Origin of the sequence: Sphingomonas metalli (genome assembly GCF_014641735.1) — a bacterium.
Taxonomy (GTDB): domain Bacteria; phylum Pseudomonadota; class Alphaproteobacteria; order Sphingomonadales; family Sphingomonadaceae; genus Sphingomonas; species Sphingomonas metalli.
Map to the genome: position 1 here is coordinate 510,918 of NZ_BMIH01000003.1, position 18,437 is coordinate 529,354.

The 18,437-nt window shown below is 70.1% G+C and carries 22 protein-coding genes and 1 other RNA gene; 6 read left to right on the forward strand and 17 right to left on the reverse strand.

Annotated elements, in window-relative coordinates; genetic code table 11:
- Positions 1–12: 12 nt before the first annotated feature.
- The 7 genes from IEX18_RS12765 to IEX18_RS12795 all read right to left on the reverse strand — a co-directional run bounded on the left by IEX18_RS12765 (position 13) and on the right by IEX18_RS12795 (position 6,345).
- Positions 13–870, reverse strand: a complete 858-nt coding sequence (locus tag IEX18_RS12765; RefSeq protein ID WP_188659134.1) for a CheR family methyltransferase — start codon at positions 868–870, stop codon at positions 13–15.
- Complete coding sequence (locus tag IEX18_RS12770) at positions 867–1,943, reverse strand: chemotaxis protein CheB (protein WP_188659135.1); 1,077 nt, start codon at positions 1,941–1,943, stop codon at positions 867–869. The genes IEX18_RS12765 and IEX18_RS12770 overlap by 4 nt, the downstream gene beginning before the upstream one ends.
- A 26-nt stretch (positions 1,944–1,969) precedes the next feature.
- A complete protein-coding gene (locus IEX18_RS12775; RefSeq protein WP_188659136.1) occupies positions 1,970–2,335 on the reverse strand; it encodes a response regulator in 366 nt (121 codons plus the stop codon).
- A 102-nt stretch (positions 2,336–2,437) separates the two neighbouring features.
- Complete coding sequence (locus IEX18_RS12780) at positions 2,438–2,866, reverse strand: chemotaxis protein CheW (RefSeq protein WP_188659137.1); 429 nt, start codon at positions 2,864–2,866, stop codon at positions 2,438–2,440.
- Complete coding sequence (locus IEX18_RS12785) at positions 2,863–5,157, reverse strand: chemotaxis protein CheA (RefSeq protein ID WP_188659138.1); 2,295 nt, start codon at positions 5,155–5,157, stop codon at positions 2,863–2,865. The genes IEX18_RS12780 and IEX18_RS12785 overlap by 4 nt, the downstream gene beginning before the upstream one ends.
- Before the next feature lie 82 nt (positions 5,158–5,239).
- On the reverse strand, positions 5,240–5,896 hold the full coding sequence (locus IEX18_RS12790; RefSeq protein ID WP_188659139.1) for a histidine phosphotransferase family protein: 657 nt from the start codon (positions 5,894–5,896) through the stop codon (positions 5,240–5,242).
- Positions 5,893–6,345, reverse strand: coding sequence for a M67 family metallopeptidase (locus IEX18_RS12795; RefSeq protein WP_188659140.1), 453 nt, complete (start codon positions 6,343–6,345; stop codon positions 5,893–5,895). The genes IEX18_RS12790 and IEX18_RS12795 overlap by 4 nt, the downstream gene beginning before the upstream one ends.
- Before the next feature lie 9 nt (positions 6,346–6,354).
- On the opposite strand from IEX18_RS12795, the gene IEX18_RS12800 reads away from it, so the two are divergent.
- Genes IEX18_RS12800 through IEX18_RS12820 form a run of 5 tightly spaced genes read left to right on the forward strand, consistent with a single transcriptional unit; the run spans position 6,355 to position 10,776 of the window.
- On the forward strand, positions 6,355–7,305 hold the full coding sequence (locus IEX18_RS12800; protein WP_188659141.1) for an RluA family pseudouridine synthase: 951 nt from the start codon (positions 6,355–6,357) through the stop codon (positions 7,303–7,305).
- Between the two features lie 54 nt (positions 7,306–7,359).
- Positions 7,360–8,265 (forward strand): RNA polymerase sigma factor RpoH, encoded by a 906-nt coding sequence (rpoH, locus tag IEX18_RS12805; protein ID WP_188659142.1) that lies wholly within the window; start codon positions 7,360–7,362, stop codon positions 8,263–8,265.
- A 7-nt stretch (positions 8,266–8,272) separates the two neighbouring features.
- Complete coding sequence (locus tag IEX18_RS12810; protein WP_188659143.1) at positions 8,273–9,502, forward strand: flavin monoamine oxidase family protein; 1,230 nt, start codon at positions 8,273–8,275, stop codon at positions 9,500–9,502.
- Positions 9,503–9,514: 12 nt separating this feature from the next.
- Complete coding sequence (mtgA, locus tag IEX18_RS12815) at positions 9,515–10,186, forward strand: monofunctional biosynthetic peptidoglycan transglycosylase (protein ID WP_188659144.1); 672 nt, start codon at positions 9,515–9,517, stop codon at positions 10,184–10,186.
- Positions 10,174–10,776, forward strand: coding sequence for a CAP domain-containing protein (locus tag IEX18_RS12820; RefSeq protein WP_188659145.1), 603 nt, complete (start codon positions 10,174–10,176; stop codon positions 10,774–10,776). Before mtgA ends, IEX18_RS12820 begins: the two co-directional genes overlap by 13 nt.
- 33 nt (positions 10,777–10,809) lie before the next feature.
- Here IEX18_RS12820 and IEX18_RS12825 read toward each other — a convergent pair whose 3' ends face one another.
- The 8 genes from IEX18_RS12825 to IEX18_RS12860 all read right to left on the reverse strand — a co-directional run bounded on the left by IEX18_RS12825 (position 10,810) and on the right by IEX18_RS12860 (position 16,249).
- On the reverse strand, positions 10,810–11,055 hold the full coding sequence (locus IEX18_RS12825) for a hypothetical protein (RefSeq protein WP_188659146.1): 246 nt from the start codon (positions 11,053–11,055) through the stop codon (positions 10,810–10,812).
- Between the two features lie 101 nt (positions 11,056–11,156).
- Positions 11,157–11,480, reverse strand: a complete 324-nt coding sequence (locus tag IEX18_RS12830; RefSeq protein ID WP_188659147.1) for a YbaB/EbfC family nucleoid-associated protein — start codon at positions 11,478–11,480, stop codon at positions 11,157–11,159.
- Positions 11,477–13,126 carry a DNA polymerase III subunit gamma/tau gene (locus IEX18_RS12835; RefSeq protein ID WP_188659148.1) on the reverse strand — a complete coding sequence of 550 codons (1,650 nt, stop codon included), beginning with the start codon at positions 13,124–13,126 and terminating at the stop codon, positions 11,477–11,479. The genes IEX18_RS12830 and IEX18_RS12835 overlap by 4 nt, the downstream gene beginning before the upstream one ends.
- 157 nt (positions 13,127–13,283) lie before the next feature.
- Positions 13,284–13,378, reverse strand: an RNA gene (ffs, locus tag IEX18_RS12840) — signal recognition particle sRNA small type.
- A 40-nt stretch (positions 13,379–13,418) separates the two neighbouring features.
- A complete protein-coding gene (locus tag IEX18_RS12845) occupies positions 13,419–13,712 on the reverse strand; it encodes a hypothetical protein (protein ID WP_188659149.1) in 294 nt (97 codons plus the stop codon).
- A gap of 103 nt (positions 13,713–13,815) precedes the next feature.
- Positions 13,816–14,058: a 2Fe-2S iron-sulfur cluster-binding protein gene (locus tag IEX18_RS12850; protein ID WP_308419346.1), complete on the reverse strand. Its 243-nt coding sequence runs from the start codon at positions 14,056–14,058 to the stop codon at positions 13,816–13,818.
- Between the two features lie 59 nt (positions 14,059–14,117).
- Positions 14,118–15,170: a cysteine desulfurase family protein gene (locus IEX18_RS12855; protein ID WP_188659151.1), complete on the reverse strand. Its 1,053-nt coding sequence runs from the start codon at positions 15,168–15,170 to the stop codon at positions 14,118–14,120.
- The gene (locus IEX18_RS12860; RefSeq protein ID WP_188659152.1) at positions 15,167–16,249 is read right to left on the reverse strand and encodes a cysteine desulfurase family protein; all 1,083 of its coding nucleotides are present in this window, start codon (positions 16,247–16,249) and stop codon (positions 15,167–15,169) included. The genes IEX18_RS12855 and IEX18_RS12860 overlap by 4 nt, the downstream gene beginning before the upstream one ends.
- Positions 16,250–16,357: 108 nt before the next feature.
- Between IEX18_RS12860 and IEX18_RS12865 the strand changes: the two genes are divergently transcribed.
- The gene (locus IEX18_RS12865) at positions 16,358–17,014 is read left to right on the forward strand and encodes an alpha/beta hydrolase (RefSeq protein WP_188659153.1); all 657 of its coding nucleotides are present in this window, start codon (positions 16,358–16,360) and stop codon (positions 17,012–17,014) included.
- A 165-nt stretch (positions 17,015–17,179) separates the two neighbouring features.
- Here the strand turns inward: IEX18_RS12865 and IEX18_RS12870 are convergent, their stop codons facing one another.
- Positions 17,180–17,347, reverse strand: coding sequence for a hypothetical protein (locus tag IEX18_RS12870; RefSeq protein ID WP_188659476.1), 168 nt, complete (start codon positions 17,345–17,347; stop codon positions 17,180–17,182).
- A complete protein-coding gene (locus IEX18_RS12875) occupies positions 17,344–18,306 on the reverse strand; it encodes a threonine ammonia-lyase (protein ID WP_188659154.1) in 963 nt (320 codons plus the stop codon). Before IEX18_RS12875 ends, IEX18_RS12870 begins: the two co-directional genes overlap by 4 nt.
- Between the last annotated feature and the right edge of the window lie 131 nt (positions 18,307–18,437).

An 18,437-nucleotide genomic window follows, 5' to 3' on the forward strand; every position in this document is an offset into this window, starting at 1 on the left:
GTGGTCAGCGGGTCAGGCGCCGGTCCTGACATAGAGGCCGCGGAGCGTCTTGCTCGGCTCGAACAGGCCGGTCTGGCCGATCACCGTCTCGCCGGCCCCCAGGACCAGCAGCCCCCCGGGAGCGAGGGCGCTGGCGAGCCGCGCGAACACCTGCGCCTTCGTCGCAGGCGAGAGGTAGAGGAGCACGTTACGGCACAGGATGGCATCGAACCGTCCGGCCGGCGGCCCCTCGGCCACGAGGTTGAGGCGACGATACTGGATCATCCGCAACAGTTGGGGCTGGGCGACCCAGTCCGCCTCGTCGGCGGTGAACCAGCGCATCATGCGACGGATCGGCAGGCCCCGCTGGATCTCGAACTGGTTGTAGCGGGCGGCCCGCGCCCGTGCCAGCGAGGCCTCGGAAATATCGGTCGCGACGATGTCCGGCGGCGTTTCGCCCGAACTTTCCGCACGCTCGGCGAACATCATCGCCAGCGACAGCGGCTCCTGCCCGGTGGCGCATCCGGCGCACCAGATCCTCGTCCGGCCGCGACGCCGTTCGACACCGCTCAGCCCCTCGGCGATCAGATCGAAGACGGGCTGGTCGCGGAAGAAGCTGGTCTCGCCGTTGACCAGCGCATCGACGATCCGGTCGCCGATTGTCTTGTCCTGTCCGTCGAGCAGCTGCACGACGAGCTGATCGAGCGTCTCGAGCCCACGGGCGCGCAGCAGGGGCTTGAGGGCGGTGTCGAGCCGCCACGACCGATAGGAGGCGAGCTGCTGGCCGGTGCGGACCTCCAGCAGCGTCGACAGGACCGCCAGGGCGTTGGCCGAGCAGGCCGGTGCGGGCGACGCGTCGGGGCGGCAGGGAGCGGTCGTGCGCACGCTCATGCCCGGCGCCCCGAGATCATCAGCCGCCCGATGGCCGCCGGCGGCATGATCGCGTCGGCGAGCCCGGCCACGACGACGGCGCCCGGCATGCCCCAGACGGTCGAGCTGGCCTGATCCTGCACCACCACGCTTCCTCCCGCTTCGCGAACCAGTCGGGCGCCCTCCGCCCCGTCGCGCCCCATGCCGCTCAGGATGACCGCCAGGACCCGCGGTCCGTACACCATCGCCGCCGATGCCAGCATCGGATCGACCGAGGGCAGACAGCCGCTCGGCACCCGTTCGTCGGTCAACCGGATCGCCGCGCCGCCGTCGGGCAGCGCGACGCAGCGGGCATGGGCGTTGCCCGGCGCAATGACGATCCGCCCCGGCCGCAGGCGCATCCGCTCCTCGGCGACGTCGCACGGGCGCCCGGCGATCGCCGCGAGCTGGGCGGCGAAATAGGGAACGAAGGCGGGGGGCAGATGCTGGGTGATCAGGATCGGCCGGACGAAGGCGGCGGGCAGGTTCTGCAGCATCGCGCCCAGCGCGTGGATACCGCCCGTCGACGCGCCGATCGCCACCATGTCGAAGGCGGTGCCATCGGCCGCGACCGGTGCCTGCGCCGGAAGGTTCGCCCGCCGTATCGGCGGCAGCTCGGGCGCGCGACCGTCCATCAGCCGCGACAGCCGGGCCAGCAGTGCCTGGGCGAACCGCCCGGTCATCGCACCGGCTTCCGGCTTGGCGATCGTGTCCGCCGCGCCCAGGGCGAGTGCCCGCACGGTCTCCGCGGCGCCGTCATGGGTCGAGGAGGAGACGATGACGATCCGGGCCTTGCCCCCCAGCCCGATCAGCTCCGGCAGGGCGCTGAGCCCGTCCATGCCGGGCATGGCGAGGTCGAGCAGGATGAAGTCGACCTGCTCGCGGGTCAGGAACTGCATCGCGGCCAGTGCCGACCCTGCGAGACCCGCGACGACGAAGCGGCCGCTCGTCTCGATCACGCGTGCGATCACCGTGCGCGCGACGACCGAATCGTCGACGATCAGCACCCGCGGCAGCGGCAGGCCGGGATCGGGAAGGAACGGCGAGGTTGCCATGGTGGCGGAATGCCGCCGACCGGCGTTCAGGCGAGGCCGACGATCTGGAGCTTGCTCTCCAGCGTGTCCCGGTCGAACGGCTTCATGACATATTCGTCCGCACCCGCCTCGATCGCGGCGCGAATATAGGACATGCCGTTCTCCGTGGTGCAGAACACGACCTTGGGACGCGACGCGATGTCGGACGCCCGGAGCGCCTGCAGGAACTCCATCCCGCTCATGACGGGCATGTTCCAGTCGAGCAGGATCACGTCGGGCGCCGACTCCAGGCAGGCATCGAGTGCTTCCCGCCCGTCACAGGCCTCGCGAACCGAAAAGTCCAGCGTTTCGAGGATATGGCGCGCGACCTTCCGGATCACCTTCGAATCGTCCACCACCAGACACGTCTTCATCGATCCGCCTTCTCTTTGCTCCGCACCCGACTCCCTAGCGATCCAACGGTAAGCGCCGTCTTAACTCGCGAGAGCGCCTTGGCTTTTGTACGGTATTGGCCGTCAGGCCGCCTGTGCGAGCCCGCTCGGCACGAGGCAGCTCAGGTCCAGCACCAGCAAGGGCTCGCCCTCGCGCTCGACGATGCCGGTGGCGCAGGCTGTCCACTGCCCCTCCATGCCGAGGCCGGGCGACAGCGGCTGGCGTTCGAGCGCGAACACGTCGTCGAGCGCATCGATCAGCAGGGCATAGTGATGGCCCTGCACCTCGGCGATCACCGCCCGAGTGACGGGCTCGGTGGGCGGACCGCCCAGGGAGACCGCCGTGTCGATCACCGTGACGACCCGGCTGCGCAGCGCCGCAAGGCCGCGCACCGCCGCCGGCGCGCGCGGTACCGCGACGATGCCGCTGATATCGACCGCCGATTTCACCTCGGTCGCGGGCAGCGCGACCCAGCGGCCTGCGATCGACACGATCAGGAACAGCTCGGTCATGCCCGCGCCTCCATGGTAGCCGCGACCGCGGCGATCAGCGCCGCGCGGTCGTAGCGATAGATGCCCCTCGCCCCCGGCTGGCGGCTGAGCTGCAGGATCGGCGCGCCGGTCGCCGCCGGCGCCGCTTCGTCGGCGAGGGTCAGCGTCACGCCGGCCACCTCACCCTCACCCAGCCGGGTCGCGCACCGATAGCCTGCGGCTTCGAGGACCGGACGCAGGAAGGTTTCCATCCAACCGGAACCGTCGCACTGGAGCAGGCAGAGCGGCCGTGCCGCCGGCGGCGCCAGCTCGCCCGCGAACAGCGCGTGCACATCGATCAGCTCGACCTGCTCGCCACCGATCATCGCCACCCCGGCGATGCCCGGCCGCCCGCTCGCAGGCGCGATCTCGGCCGGCAACGCGACGATCTCCTGCGCTTCCTCGACCAGATAGCCATATTCGCTGCACCCGTCGGTGAGCCGCACTACGGCGACCCGGCCGGTCATCGGCAGCTCGCCCACCGCGACGACCGGGATCACGGTCTCCTCGAGCGAAAGATGCAGGCGGCCGCCGGTGCGCCGGACCGCCCCGCACGACACCGTCTCGACCCGGTCGACCGCGGCGAGCGGCACCGCGCGGCGCATGCCGTCCAGATCGTCGAACAACAGGGCGGTGATGCCGGCAATCTGGGCGTCGGCGTGCGTCGCGGCCGCTTGCGCGGCCGGCATGAAGCGCAGACCTGCCGCGGCCGCGACGCCGGCGCCGTCGAGCAGCAGTAGCGGCCGCCCGTTGTCGGGCAGCGTCTGCCCGGCATAGAGGCCCGACGCCATGACCGCAGGCGCCACGGGCTTGACCACCAGCTCCTCGGTATCGAGCACCTCACCGATGCCGAGGGCATAATGACCGTCGCGGGTCGCGACGATGGCGATCGCGGTGATCTGCGCATCGGGGATGCCCAGCAGCGTATCGAGCTCGACCATCGGCAGCCGGCGGCCGCGCACGGTCGCGACCATGGCATCGCCCAGGGCGTCGACCCGCACCGCATGACCGCGCAGCGCCACGATCTCCTCGATCGACTGGCGCGGCAGGGCGAAGCGCTGCTCGCCGACCGCGACCAGGATGGTCGGAATGATCGACAGGGTCAGCGGCACCTGCAATTCGATCGTCAGCCCGCGACCCGGCCGGTTGCGCAACGCCACGCGGCCGCCGATCCGCTCGATATTGGCGCGAACCACGTCCATGCCGACGCCGCGGCCGGAGATGCTCGTCACCGCATCCCGGCTGGACAGACCCGGCTCGAAGATCAGGTCCAGCCGCTCGCCGTCCGACATGCTGCCGAGCCGGCGCTCGCTATGCAGCCCGGCCAGCCGCGCCTTCTCCACCAGCCGGTCGACGTCGATGCCGCGGCCGTCGTCGCCGATTTCGAGGACGATCTGGTTGCCCGTCTGCCGCGCCACGACCAGCAGATGGCCCGACTCCACCTTGCCGGCGGCGCGGCGCTCGACCGGGCTTTCGATCCCGTGATCGACGGCGTTGCGGATGATGTGGACCAGCGGATCGCGCAGCAGCTCGATCATCTCGCGGTCGAGCTCGACATCGGCACCCTCGATGTCGAGAGTCACGATCTTGCCGAGCGAGGTCGCGGTGTCGCGCACCATCCGCGGCAGCGCCGCGAACAGTGCGCTGATCCGCTGCATGCGGGTACGGGTCACGGTGTCGCGCATCTCGCCGACGGTGAGCGACAGGCGCTCGAGCGCTCCCTCGACCCGCGGATCGAGTTCGTGCTCGCGCAGCCGACGGGCCAGCTCGTTGCGGGCCAGCACCATTTCCGACATGCCGATCATCATGCGGTCGAGCAGGTCGACCCCGAGGCGGACGCTGCTGGCGGCGACCCGCGCCTGCGCGGCCGCGGTGTCGCTCGTCCCCGCGGCGGTCGCCGGGCGCGCGTCCTCGGCCAGGGCGGCGATGAGCAGATCGTCGGCCATGCCGTCGAGCGGCAGCCCCCCGGCGATCGCCTCGGTCAACTCCCCGATGCGATCGACGATCGCCAGGACCGCGCTGACCAGCCCGGTGTCGGGCACGCGCCGGCCGTCGCGCACCGCCGCGAGCACGTCCTCGGCCGCATGGGCGAGCCGCCCGAGCCTGGGCAGATCAAGAAAGCTGCAGCTTCCCTTGACCGTGTGCACGAAGCGGAAGATCGCGTCGAGCCGGGCGCGGTCGGCCGGGCTTGCCTCCCACAGCACGATCTCGCCGGAAAGCGCCTCCAGCGTCTCGCGGGTCTCGGCAATGAATTCCTGGAGCAGGTCGTCCATGGGCCTCCGGGGCGCGTCTGGTCATCGCCCTTCGGTCAGCGCCATGCCCGGCAAGGAGTTAAGGCCGGCTTTACCCGGCACGTTATCCCTGATCGGGAAATCGCATCAGCGCGCCGAGCATCATCACGCCCTCCGCCGGCTCGGACACCATCACAGCGCCGCCGGCCTGGGTGGCGAGGGTGTGGACGAGGAAGGCGGCGGCGCCGCGCGCGCCGATCTCGTCGTTCACCGGCCCCTCGACCAGCATGGTGCGGATCGAGGGATCGAGGAGGATGCGCGGACCCGCGATCCGCACGACGATCTCCAGCGCGCCTTCCGCCCCCGCCTCGGCGCCGACATCGAGCGAACCGCCGCGGACCAGCGCTTCGTTGGCGATCAGGACCAGGTTCAGCAACGCCTTCACCGACGCCTTCGGCAGCAGCGGCGCCTCGACCAGCCAGCCGAGCGTCGTGCGCCTCGCGTCGGATAGCAGCCCCTCGATCGCCTGGCGCGCCTCGCCGGGGTCGAGCATTTCGCCAAGGCCGCCGCCGGCACCGAAGGCGAGACGATAGAATTTAAGCTTGTTGGCCGAGGTGCGCGCACTGTCCGCCAGCAGCGTCATGCACCGTTCGCGCATCGCCGGGTCGGTCTCGTCGGCGAGCAGCTCCAGCCCGTTGTTGAGCGCGCCCACCGGCGAGAGCAGGTCGTGGCAGAGGCGCGAACAGAGCAGGCTGGCGAAGTCGACCGGGCTGATCGTCATGATATGTCCTTATGGCGAACGCCCGTGATGGCCTCTCCCGTGACGCAGCGCAACGTCACCGGGTCGAACCGGCCGTGCACCGCGCCGTCCGGCACCGCGCGCCAGGCCGTCACGACGCTGCCCGCCGCGATCAGCCACAGACCGGAATCGGGAGCGGCATCGGCGGCATCGCGCGGCGACGGTGCGGCATATCCGTTCGGGTGCGAGTGGTAGCAGCCGATCACCCTCGCATCCCCCGCGCGGGCGGCTCGATGCGCCGCCAGCAGCGCGACGGGATTGATCTCGAACCGGGTCGCCGGATCGTCCGCGACATTCGCGCACGGCCGTGCCTCGAGGATGGCGTCGTCCGTCCCCAGCAAGAGACCACAGGCCTCGCGTTCCGGATCGGCGGCCGTTTCGGCTACGATCCGATCCAGCGCCTCCCTTGCAATAACAGCGATCGTCACCATCTTTCCAACATGGACCGGGGGGTCTCCATTATCCAGGCGACGATCGCATCGACAGCGGATGGCTGGCGGCTCGATCGCGCGCTGGCGGACGCGGTGCCGACGCTGTCGCGCGAGCGGCTGAAGGTGCTGATCGCCGGCGGCCAGGTCGAGCGCGAGGGCGTGCTGGTGCGCGATCCCGCGCGCAAGGTAGCCCTTGGCGAGACCTTCGCCATCGCCCTGCCCGATCCCACGCCCGCGCACAACGCGGCACAGGATATCCCGCTCGTCATCGCCTATGAGGACGAGCATCTGATCGTGGTCGACAAGCCCGCCGGGCTGGTCGTTCATCCGGCCGCCGGCAATCTCGACGGCACGCTGGTCAACGCGCTTCTCCACCATTGCCACGGCTCGCTGTCGGGCATCGGCGGAGTAGCCCGGCCTGGGATCGTCCATCGCATCGACAAAGACACGTCTGGGCTGATGGTCGCCGCCAAGACCGACCGCACGCATGAGGGGCTGGCGAAGCAGTTCGCCGCCCACTCGATCGACCGCCGCTATCATGCGATCGTGGCGGGCGTGCCGCGCCAGTTGGAGGGGAGCGTCGACGCGCCGTTGGCGCGCAGCCCGCAGAACCGCAAGAAGATGGCGATCGTGCAGGGCGGCAAGCGCGCCGTCACCCATTGGCGGGTGATGGAGCGACTGCGCGAGGCCGCGCTGGTCGAGTGCCGGCTCGAAACGGGCCGCACCCATCAGGTGCGCGTCCACATGGCCTCGCTGGGCCATGGCCTGCTCGGCGATCCGGTCTATGGCCGCGCGCCCGCCGGTCGCACCCGGCAAGTGCTGGAAAGTCTGGGTTTCCGGCGGCAGGCCTTGCATGCCGCACGGCTCGGCTTCATCCATCCGATCCGCCAGCAACCCATGTCGTTCGACAGCGTCATGCCGCCCGACATGCAGGAACTGTTCACCACGCTTCACGTATAGAACACAAGAAGGCATGCCGCGGTGCGGCGACGCCTTTCGAGGAAAGGGACGATCATGGCAAAAGGCAGCAACGTTCCGGCGACGATCCCGGCCCTGGGCGGGGAGCAAAGCCTGAATCGCTACCTCGCCGAAATCCGCAAGTTTCCGCTGCTGGAGCCCGAGCAGGAATATATGCTCGCCAAGCGGTTTCAGGAACATGGCGATACCGAGGCCGCGGCGCAGCTGGTCACCAGCCATTTGCGGCTCGTGGCCAAGATCGCGATGGGCTATCGCGGCTATGGCCTGCCCACGTCCGAGCTGATCTCCGAGGGCAATATCGGCCTTATGCAGGGCGTGAAGAAGTTCGAGCCCGATCGCGGCTTCCGCCTCGCGACCTATGCCATGTGGTGGATCCGCGCCTCGATCCAGGAATATATCCTGCGGTCGTGGAGCCTGGTGAAGATGGGCACCACTGCGGCGCAGAAGAAGCTGTTCTTCAACCTGCGCCGGATGAAGTCGAAGCTCGACGCGTTCGAGGACGGCGATCTTCGGCCGGAGGACGTGACTAAGATCGCGACCGATCTCGGCGTCGCCGAGGCGGACGTGGTCAGCATGAACCGCCGCATGGCGATGGGCGGCGACACCTCGCTGAACGTGCCGATGCGCGAGGATGGCGAGGGTCAGTGGCAGGACTGGCTTGCCGACGACTCGCCGCTCCAGGACTCGGTCGTCGCCGACCAGCAGGAAGCGGACGTCCGCCACGACATGCTGGTCAGCGCGATGGACGACCTCAACGACCGCGAGAAGCATATCCTGACCGAGCGGCGCCTGACCGACGATCCCAAGACGCTCGAGGAACTGTCCCAGGTCTATGGCGTCAGCCGCGAGCGTGTCCGCCAGATCGAGGTGCGCGCGTTCGAAAAGCTCCAGAAGGCGATGATGCGACTCGCCGGCGAGAAGCGGCTGCTCGCCGCCGCCTGAGCCGGAGATGCCCGCCACGGTCGTGATCGGCGGCGGAGCGGCGGGCATTGCCGCTGCCCGACGGCTGCACGATGCAGGCGAGGCGGTGGTGCTGATCGAGGCGCGCGATCGCCTCGGCGGCCGGGCCTGGACCTGGCATCTGGATCTGGCCGACGGCGCCGCTGCGGTCGATGCGGGCTGTGGCTGGCTCCACTCCGCGCGGCGCAATCCGTGGACGACAATCGCCGAACGGTCTGGAATTGCAATCGACCGCTCTTCGCCGAATTGGGACGTTCAGTGGCGCGACCTCGGCTATGCTCCCGAGGAGCAGCAGGCGTTCGGCGCCGCCTGGGACCGATGGGAGCGCGACGCCCATGCGGCCCTTCACGGCCCCGACCGACCTCTCTCGGACTTCATCGCCGACGACGATCCCTGGCGGCCGGCGATCGATGCGATCTCGGGCTATGCGAACGGTGCGCCCTTGTCGGCCGTGTCCCTCCAGGATTGGGCCGCGTACGAGGATGCCGCGACGGACGACAATTGGGCGCTGCCCGGTGGCTATGGCACGCTGATCACCGGGCATGCCGCCGGTGTGCCCTGCCGCCTCGGCGTAACGGTGGAGCAGATCGACCATAGCGGTCGATCGCTGCGGATCGACACCGATGCCGGCACGATCACCGCGGACCGGGCGATCCTCTGCATCCCGACCAGCGCCTATGCCGCCATCCGCTTCGAACCGGCGCTTGCCGACAAGCAGGACGCGGCCGCGAACCTGCCGCTGGGCCTGGCCGACAAGGTCTTTCTGGCCGTCGACGATCCCGAATGGCCGGCGCACGCCCATCTGATCGGCGATCCCCACAGCGCCTGTACCGCCAGCCATCGGATGTCGCCGTTCGGCCGCCCGGTGATCGAAAGCTTCTTCGGCGGCGCCTGCGCCGAGGCGATGCCCGATCGCGACGCCGCGACCGCGTTCGCCATCGGGGAACTCGTGGCGCTGCTCGGGTCCGACTGGCGGCGTCGGCTGCATCCGCTGGGTGCCACCCGCTGGCGGGACGAGCCCTTCATCCACGGCAGCTACAGCCATGCGCGGATCGGCCAGTCCGCGGCGCGCCGGGTCCTGCGGGAGCCGATCGATGACCGCCTCTTCTTCGCCGGCGAGGCCTGTTCGCCGCACGACTTCTCGACCGCGCACGGGGCCTATGCGACGGGCATCGCCGCAGCGGAGGCAGTTCTGGCGCATCGAGGCGGCGCCCGGTAAGACGGCGGCGCAATGCTGATCCTGCGCTGGTTCCTGAAGGCCGTCCTCGTCTTCGTCGCGGTCACCGTCCTCTGGGTCGGCCTCTACCGCTTCGTCCCGCCGCCCTTCACCTTCACCATGATGGGAGACCTGCTCGGCGGGCGCAGCGTGACCAAGGACTGGATGCCCCTGTCCGCCATGGACCCGAACATGCCCCGCGCCGCCATCGCCGGCGAGGACGCGCGCTTCTGCTCGCATCACGGCTTCGACTGGCGCGGCATCGCCAGCGCCGCCTATAGCAATGCGAAGGGCCGCCGGCTGCGGGGCGGCTCGACGATCAGCCAGCAGACCGCGAAGAACGCCTTCCTCTTCCAGCGAGGCGGCTATGTCCGCAAGGCGTTCGAGGCCTATTTCACCGTGCTGATCGAGGCGCTCTGGCCGAAGCGGCGGATCATGGAAGTCTATCTCAATCTCGCCGAGACGGGGATCGGCACCTATGGCGCCAATGCCGGTGCGATCCGCTATTTCCGTCATGACGCCAGTCGTCTGACGCCGACGGAAGCGGCGCGGATCGCCGCGGTGCTTCCCCTTCCCAAGAAGCGCGCGGCGATCGATCCGCACGGATTCGTGCGCAGCCACGGCAACCGGCTGGCGCGCTATGTCGGCGTCGTGCGGCGCGCGGGGCTCGATTCATGCCTGCGCTGATCCTCGCGCTCGCCGCCGCCGCGCCGGATACCGTCGAGGTGCTCGACGTGCTCAACGCGGCGCGCGCCCGCCCCTCGGCCTATGCGGACTTCCTGCGGGAGGTCGGCCGCGACTATGCCGAGGGCGCCTATCGCGAGAATGACGGCTCGCTCCATGCCACGATCGAGGGCGAACGCGCGGTCGAGGAGGCCGCCGATGCGCTCGATGCCGGCAAGGCCGTGACGCAGCTGACGCTCGATCCGATCCTGACGGCGGCCGCCCGCGACCATGTCGAGGCGCAGGGCCGGACCGCGTCGATCGACCATGCCAGCAGCGCCGGTGCCACCCCCGGCATCCGGGTGCGGCAGCGCGGCGGCGACATCTATGTGGTCGAGGCGGTGAGCTATGGCATGCGCACCGCCGAGGGCGTGGTGCGGCAGTGGATCGTCGACGACGGCGTCGCGACGCGCGGGCACCGCAAGACCGTGCTGTCGCCAGCCTATCGCTACGCCGGCATCTGGTGCGGCCCGCACGCAGGACGCGGCACGATGTGCGTCATCGATCTCGCCGCCACCCTGGGCGGCAGGCCGAACATTCCGCCCCAGCGATAGCGCGCCCCGCCCTGGTCGAGGCGCGCCCGCGACTCACTTGCCGTCGCCGCCCACCGCGTCACCGACCTTGTCGGCGGCGCCGCCGACGCTCTTCGCCGCCGAGGTGATCGCCGCGTCCTTGCGGTTCTCCGCACCCTGTCGGCCGAACAGGTAGAAGCCGCCGACGACGACGGCGATCAGCAGGACGATCGCGATCAGCACGCCGCCGCCGCCGCCGCGCCGTTCGATGATCGTGGTCTGGGGGTGCCCATCGGTAGTGGTGATACGCTCTTCGACCATCGCATTGCCTCCTCTCGATTTTCTCGGGAGCAGCAACGCCGGTCGGGCGCAAACCGTTCCGGGCGGGCAACGACCCGCCCGTCCCGATCCGGGCCGAACCCTCAGAACGGCAGCTTGAAGCCCGGCGGCAGCGGCAGGCCGCTCGTCATCTTCGACATCTCGGCGCCCGACACCGCGTCGGCCTTGGCGCGCGCGTCGTTGAAGGCGGCGGCGAGCAGATCCTCGAGCATCTGCTTCTCCGAAACCTGGAGCAGCGAATCGTCGATCTGAATACCGATGATCCGCCCCTTGGCCGAGGCCTTGACCTTCACCAGCCCGCCGCCCGACGCGCCCTCGACCTCGAGCGTGTCGAGATTGGCCTGCGCCTTCTCCAGCTCGGCCTGGACGTTCTGCGCCATGGCCAGGATCTCGTCGATATTCTTCATGCGTTGCTCCTCTTGCCGGGCCACTCGATCAGTTCGGCCTCGGGAAATGCCTCGCGCGCCGCGCGGACCAGCGGCGACTCCCAGGCCGCCTGCCGCTTCGCCGCATCCGCTGCGTCGTCCTGCTCCTTCAGAGTCGGTGTGCCCGGCACATCCTCGAAGGTGATGCGCCATTGCGCCCGGGTCAGACCCTTGAGCGCAACGACCAGCTCGCCCACCGTATCCGCCGCCATCGGCCGGCTGCCGCTCAGCACCAGTTCGGGCGCGGCATAGCGCACGACCCGCGCGCCGTTGCGCAGCCGTGCCGCCAGCGCCAGATGGCCGCCCTGATCGAGCAGGTCGACCATCGCTTCGAACCGATCCGGCAGCGCGTCCGCTGCTACAGGCTGCGCGGATGCGGCGACCGGAGCGGCCGGCGGCGATGCGGCCCGGGCCGCCGCGACAGGGCCGCCGCCCTCGGCCAGCCGTCGCGCCAGATCGGACGGGTCGGGAAGCTGGGAGGCATGGACGATGCGGAGCAGCGCCATCTCCGCCGCCTCGATCGGCAAGGCCGCATGCGCGACCTCGTCATGGCCCTTCAGGACGAGCTGCCACAGGCGATGCAGCACGGGGAAGGACAGCCGCGCCGCCCAGTCGGCGCGCGCGGCGCGCTCTTCCACCGGCTGGGCCGGATCGTCCGCGGTGCCGACCTTCGCAAGCGTCACGCCGTGTACCGTCTCGAGCAGCGCGCGCAGCACCGCGACCGGATCGACGCCATAATCATATTGGCGCCGCAGCGAGGCGAGCGCGGCCGGCCCGTCACCGGCGAGCAGCATCCCGAACAGGTCGCGCACCGCCCCGCGATCGGACAGGCCGAGCATCTGCCGCACCGCCTCGGCCGCGACCCCGCCGCCGTCGAGCCCGGCATGGGCGATCGCCTGGTCGAGGATCGAGAGGCCGTCGCGCGCCGATCCTTCCGCCGCCCGCGCGATCAGCGCCAGCGCCTCGGTCTCGGCCGTCACCCCCTCCAGCTCGCACACCCGCGCGAAATGGTCGGCCAGCCGGTCCGCGGGAATGCGGCGCAGGTCGAAGCGCTGACAACGCGACAGCACCGTGATCGGCACCTTGTTCACCTCGGTGGTGGCGAACAGGAACTTCACGTGTGCGGGCGGCTCTTCCAGCGTCTTCAACAGGGCGTTGAAGGCGTTCTTGGAGAGCATGTGGACCTCGTCCACGATATAGATCTTGAAGCGCGCCGATACGGCGGCGTAGCGCGAAGCCTCGATGATCTCGCGGACGTCGTCGACGCCGGTATGGCTGGCGGCGTCCATCTCGATCACGTCGATATGGCGCCCCTCGGCGATCGCGCGGCACGGCTCGCACCGGCCGCACGGATCGATGGTCGGCCCGCCCTGCCCGTCCGGCCCGATGCAGTTGAGCGCCTTGGCGATCAGGCGCGCGGTCGAGGTCTTGCCGACCCCGCGCACCCCGGTCATCAGAAAGGCGTGCGCCAGCCGCCCGCGCTCGATCGCATTACCGAGGGTGCGGACCATCGGCTCCTGGCCGATCAGCTCGGAAAAGGTACGCGGCCGGTACTTGCGCGCGAGGACGCGATAGCCCTCCGACTGGGGCGCGGCGGGCGGCGCGCCGAGATCGAGGCCGTCAGCCACGGGCGGAACTGTCGAAAGGATGGAGCGTCACGATACACCCAACATAGGTGGTCCGCGGCGTCGCGTCACGGGTGCGAATCGACCCGGTCTGCGCGCTATCGATCGTGCGGAAGCAAAGGGCGTTCGAAGCCGAGAGCGATGCCGCCCCGGGCCGTTCGCGGTGAGAGCCGGACGACCCGTGGGGAAATCGTTGTGGCTGCTTCCGTCAGGACCTGACCAAGTTGGCGACGACCACGTCCGCCCGACTCTCGCGCGCCATATGGCGGAGCCGGGCGGCACGATCAAGCCCGCGTCAGCGACGGACCTGGAAGCAGCGGCGGACCGGGCCGTAATAGCTCCGCTGGACGCGGCAAACGGTACGGTAGCGCGGACGGTAGCGGCCATAGTCGCCGCGCCAGCCGCGATCCCCGCGCCAGCCCCGGCGTTCGCCGCGCCAGCCGCGATCGTCGCGGTAGCCGCGATCGCCGTGCCAGCCCCGATCGCCATATCCGTATCCATAGCCATAGCCGGGCTGCGCCGCAGCGGGGGCAGCGGCGAAACCGGTGACGGCAAGCAATCCGGCACCGATGGCAGCGATGATCTTCATGACCTTCGACTCCTCTACGCACCCGCAAGAACAGGCGGGATGGCAGAGGCTTAAACGCACGAGCGTGGATCGGTGCTGAACCGGCCGTTGTAGAACAGACAGGTTAGGGAAGCCGGACCGTCAGGCCGTCCAGCGCCTCGGTCAACCGGATCTGGCAAGAGAGCCGGCTCGTCCGCACCGCGTCGGGCACGAGGTCGAGCATGTCCTCTTCCTCGGCGGTCGGCGGTGGCACCCGGCTCGCATCCGAGGGATCGAGGATCAGGTGACAGGTCGCACAGGCGAGCGCGCCGTCGCACGTCCCCTCGAGCGGCAGGCCCTCGCCCCGCGCGAGATCGAGCAGGCGCATCCCCCGCTCTCCTTTCGCCGCGAGGATCCCGCCGGGCGTGACAAAGTGCACGGTCACCGTCATTGCCGGTCCGCCGCCGCGACGATCTGCGCAAGGGCCGCCTGCAACTCGTCCTCGCGCGTGTAGCGTCCCCACCCCAGCCGGATCGAGGCGCGCGCCTCCGCCTCCGACAGGCCGATCGCGCGCAGCACGTGGCTCGCCCGCCCGGACCCGCTGGCGCAGGCCGAGCCTGCCGAGAAGGCGACGTCGCGGCAATCGCTCATCAACCGCGCGACATCGAGTCCGGGGCGGCGGACGTTGAGATTGCCGCGATAGCGGTCCGTGGTCGAACCGTTGATGGTCCAGCCCGCCAGCATGTCGGTCGCCACCTGCCACAAGCGCCCGATATGGGCTGCATCCTCGGCGGCCCGCGCCGCCATCGCCGCGGCGGCCGCGCCGAAGCCCGCGCACAGGGCGGGCGAGAGCGTGCCCGATCGACCCCGTTCCTGATCGCCGCCATGGAGCAGGGGCGTCAGGGTCACGCCGTCGCGGATCCACAGCGCGCCAATGCCCTTGGGTCCGTAGATCTTGTGCGCGGACAGGGCGACCAGATCGACGGCGTAGGGGATCGGCACGCGGCCGTAGCCCTGCACCGCGTCGCACAGAAACAGTGCACCCGCCGCGTGCGCCGCCTCGGCCATGCGTGCAACAGGCTGGATGGTCCCGATCTCGTTGTTCACCAGCATCGTCGCAACGAGGCCGATTCCGTCCGGAATGTCGGCGTTGCACCGCCCGTCAGAATCGACGGGCAGGACAGTCAGCCCGCGGGCGGCCTCGGCGCGCGCGGTGTCGAGGACCGCGGCATGCTCGATCGCGGTGGTGGCGATCGCCCCGCGCGTCCCCTTGATCGCCCAGTTGAGCGCCTCGGTCGCACCGCTCGTGAAGACGACGCGCCCGCCCCTGGGCAGCAGCGCCGCGATCTGGTCCCGCGCGACCTCGACCGCCGCCCTCGCCTGCCGACCGGCGCGATGGGGCGAGTGCGGGTTGCCGTGCTGGTCGCGCAGCCAGGGCAGCATCGCGTCCAGCGCTTCCGGCGCGAGCGGAGTCGTTGCCTGATAATCGAGATAGATCAAGCCGCGACGCGCCGCGCCGAGCGCGCGACCTCGCGCCAGGCGGCGATGAAGGCATCCACCTCCGCCTCGGACGTCGTGCGGCCGAAGCTGACCCGCACCACCTCGCGCCCCGCATCCTCGCTCCAGCCGAGCGCGGCGAGGACATGGCTGGGCTTCATGCTCCCGCTGGCGCAGGCGCTTCCCGCCGATACGGCGAAGCCGGCGAGGTCGAGGCGGATGAGCTGCGCCGTGCCGGCAAGGCCGGGCAGCCGATAGGACCCGATCGCCGGATGGCGCGGCGCGTCCTCCGCCACTACGACCCCGCCCGACCGGCGGATCGCATCGTCGAGCCGCACGCGCAGGGGTTCCAGCCGGGCGACATCCTCCGCCTCGGCCAGCGCCGCGGCATAGCCCATCGCGCCCGGCACATTCTCGGTACCCGGCCGATAGCCGCGCTCCTGCCCCCCGGTCGGCGACAGCGTCGCCAGGTCGCGGACCAGCAAGGCGCCGATCCCCGGTGGGCCGCCGCGTTTGTGGGCTGAGAGCGCGACGAAGTCCACCAGTCCGGCAAGGGCTTCGTCATGGCCCGCCGGCGCCTGAGCGGCATCGACCAGCAACAGACCGCCCGCCGCCCGGACCTGCGCCGCGATCGGTTCCAGCGGCTGCCGCACGCCGGTTTCGCTGTTGCACCACTGCACGGCGAGCAGCGGCCGTGGCCCCGCCTCCGCCAGCCATGTGCGGAGCGCATCTTGGTCCAGGCCACCGTCGGCACCGACCGGAAGCACGCGCGCCGCGCCCGCTGCGCGCAACACGGCATCATGCTCCACCGCACTGACCGCCAGGCGAACGCCGATCGCCCGCGCCAAGACCATCGCCAGCGCCTCGCTGGCGCCGCTGGTGAACAGCGTCTCGCCGGCCCAGCCATAGGCGCGCGCGACCGCGGCGCGCGCACCCTCCAGCGCCGCCCGCGCCGCGCGCCCCTCGCCATGCGGGGAGGAAGGGTTGGCCCAGATCGCCATGCCCTCCGCCATCGCCGCGCGCGCGGCCGGGATCATCGGGGTGGTGGCGGCATGATCCAGATAGATGCGGGTGTTCGCCATGGCGCTGCGTCGGGTCCGGGTCGTTTCGATTGCGGAAAAAGGGCTGACGCCTATATAGCGCCGCATCGAGCGCGCTCCACCCGGAGCCTGTCCATCTGGCGAGTTTCCATGCCCGAAGTCATCTTTCCCGGCCCCGAAGGCCGTCTGGAGGGGCGTTTCGCCCCCGCCCCCCGCCCCCGCGCGCCTGTCGCGATGATCCTGCATCCGCATCCGTCGGCGGGCGGCACGATGAACAACCGCATCGTGCAGGAACTGTACAGGACCTTCCAGCGCCGCGGGTTCGCGACGCTCCGCTTCAACTTCCGCGGCGTCGGCAAGAGCCAGGGCGTGTTCGACAACGGGATCGGCGAACTGTCCGATGCCGCCTCGGCCCTCGACTGGGTGCAGAGCTTCCATCCCGAGGCATCGCAGACCTGGATCGCCGGTTCGGGTTTCGGCGCGTGGATCGGCATGCAGCTGCTGATGCGCCGGCCGGAGATCCGCGGCTTCATCTCGATCGCGCCGCCGGCGAACATGTTCGACTTCACCTTCCTCGCCCCCTGCCCCTCTTCGGGGATCATCATCCAGGGCGAGAATGACGAGGTGGTGACCCCCTCGGCGGTGCAGAAGCTGGTCGACAAGCTGCGCACCCAGAAGCACATCACCATCCACCACGACACCATCCCGAAGGCGAACCACTTCTTCGAGCACGAGATGGACGAGCTGATGGGTTCGGTGAATCGCTATCTCGACATGCGGCTCGATCCCAAATGCCCGATCAAGTGAGGCGTGGCTGAGCCGGCTGCGGCTCAGGCGAAACCTCTCCGAAAGTCTTCCGTTCGCCCCGGCAAAGGGTGGTGACCGACCGACTGCGGCAGAGGTCTCGAACGGGCGCGTGCCGAGCTTTCAGGAGCGGGTCCGGCCGCCGAGGCGACAGGTCAGGCGAACGCCTCACATCGTCCACACCAGCACATTCCCCACCAGCACGGCGGCCATCACCAGCATCAGCACGCCCTTGAACCGTTCCCGGCCGCGGCGAATAAGTACGCCGCCGCCGATGGCGCAGGCGAAGGCGGCCAGCATCGCGAGCGCCGGGGCCGCCTGACCGATCCCGCTCACGCGGCGAGCGCCCGGGCATAGGCGGCCAGATCGACATTGCCGCCGGAGAGGATGACGAGCATCCCGGGCTCCATCGTCACCTTGCGCGCCAGGATCGCCGCCAGTGCCACCGCGCCGCCGGGCTCCACCACCAGCCGCAGGCGCTCGGCTGCGAAGCGCTGGGCCGCAGCGACTTCGGCCTCGCTCACCGCAACGCCCTCCGCGCCGCGTCGCGCCAGCACGTCGAAGGTCAGCGGGGATACCCGCTGCGTCTGGAGTGAATCGCAGGCGGTCGGGGGCGGCGAATCGCCGACCGGTTCGATCCAGCCGGCCTCCAGGCTGCGACGCATGTCGTCCCATCCTTCGGGCTCGACCACTGTCAGGCGCGCGTCGCGCAGCGCGAGCGCCAGCCCTGCGGCAAGGCCCCCACCGCCGCACGGGACGACGACATGGGACGGCGCGGCAAGGCCCAGCGCCTGCATCTGCGCCGCCGCCTCGATCCCGGCCGAACCCTGGCCCTCGATCACCCAGGGATCGTCGAAGCTCGGCACCAGCGTACTGCCCCGCGCTTCGGCCAGCCGGCCGGCGATCGCCTCGCGGCTCTCGGTGGCGCGATCATAATCCACCACCTCCGCCCCCAGCGCCAGCGTCGCCTCGCGCTTCACCCGCGGCGCATCCGCCGGCATCACGATCGTCGCGGGGATGCCGAGTCGCTTTGCAGCCCAGGCGATGCCCTGCGCGTGGTTGCCGCTGGAGAAGGCGACGACCCCGCGCCGGCGCTGGTCCTCGTCCAATGCCGTCAGCCGGTGCCAGGCCCCGCGCACCTTGAACGCCCCGACGGGCTGCAACGACTCGACCTTAAGAGCAACGACGAAGCCATTGATCTGCAACGGAATTACCGGGGTCGGCGAAAGGATCCTCGCGATCTTTTCGGCGGCATCCCGCACGCCCGCGGCCGTTGGCTGTCGCAAAATCGTCACAAACTGCCTCTCTTCGCATCCAGCCACTTTACATTGGAGTTCGGCGACCCTAACTCGCGCCTCCGCTGCCCCATGGGACTTCCAACCGCAAGGCAGCTTCTGTCGTCGTCATGCCGAAAGGCAATTGGAGG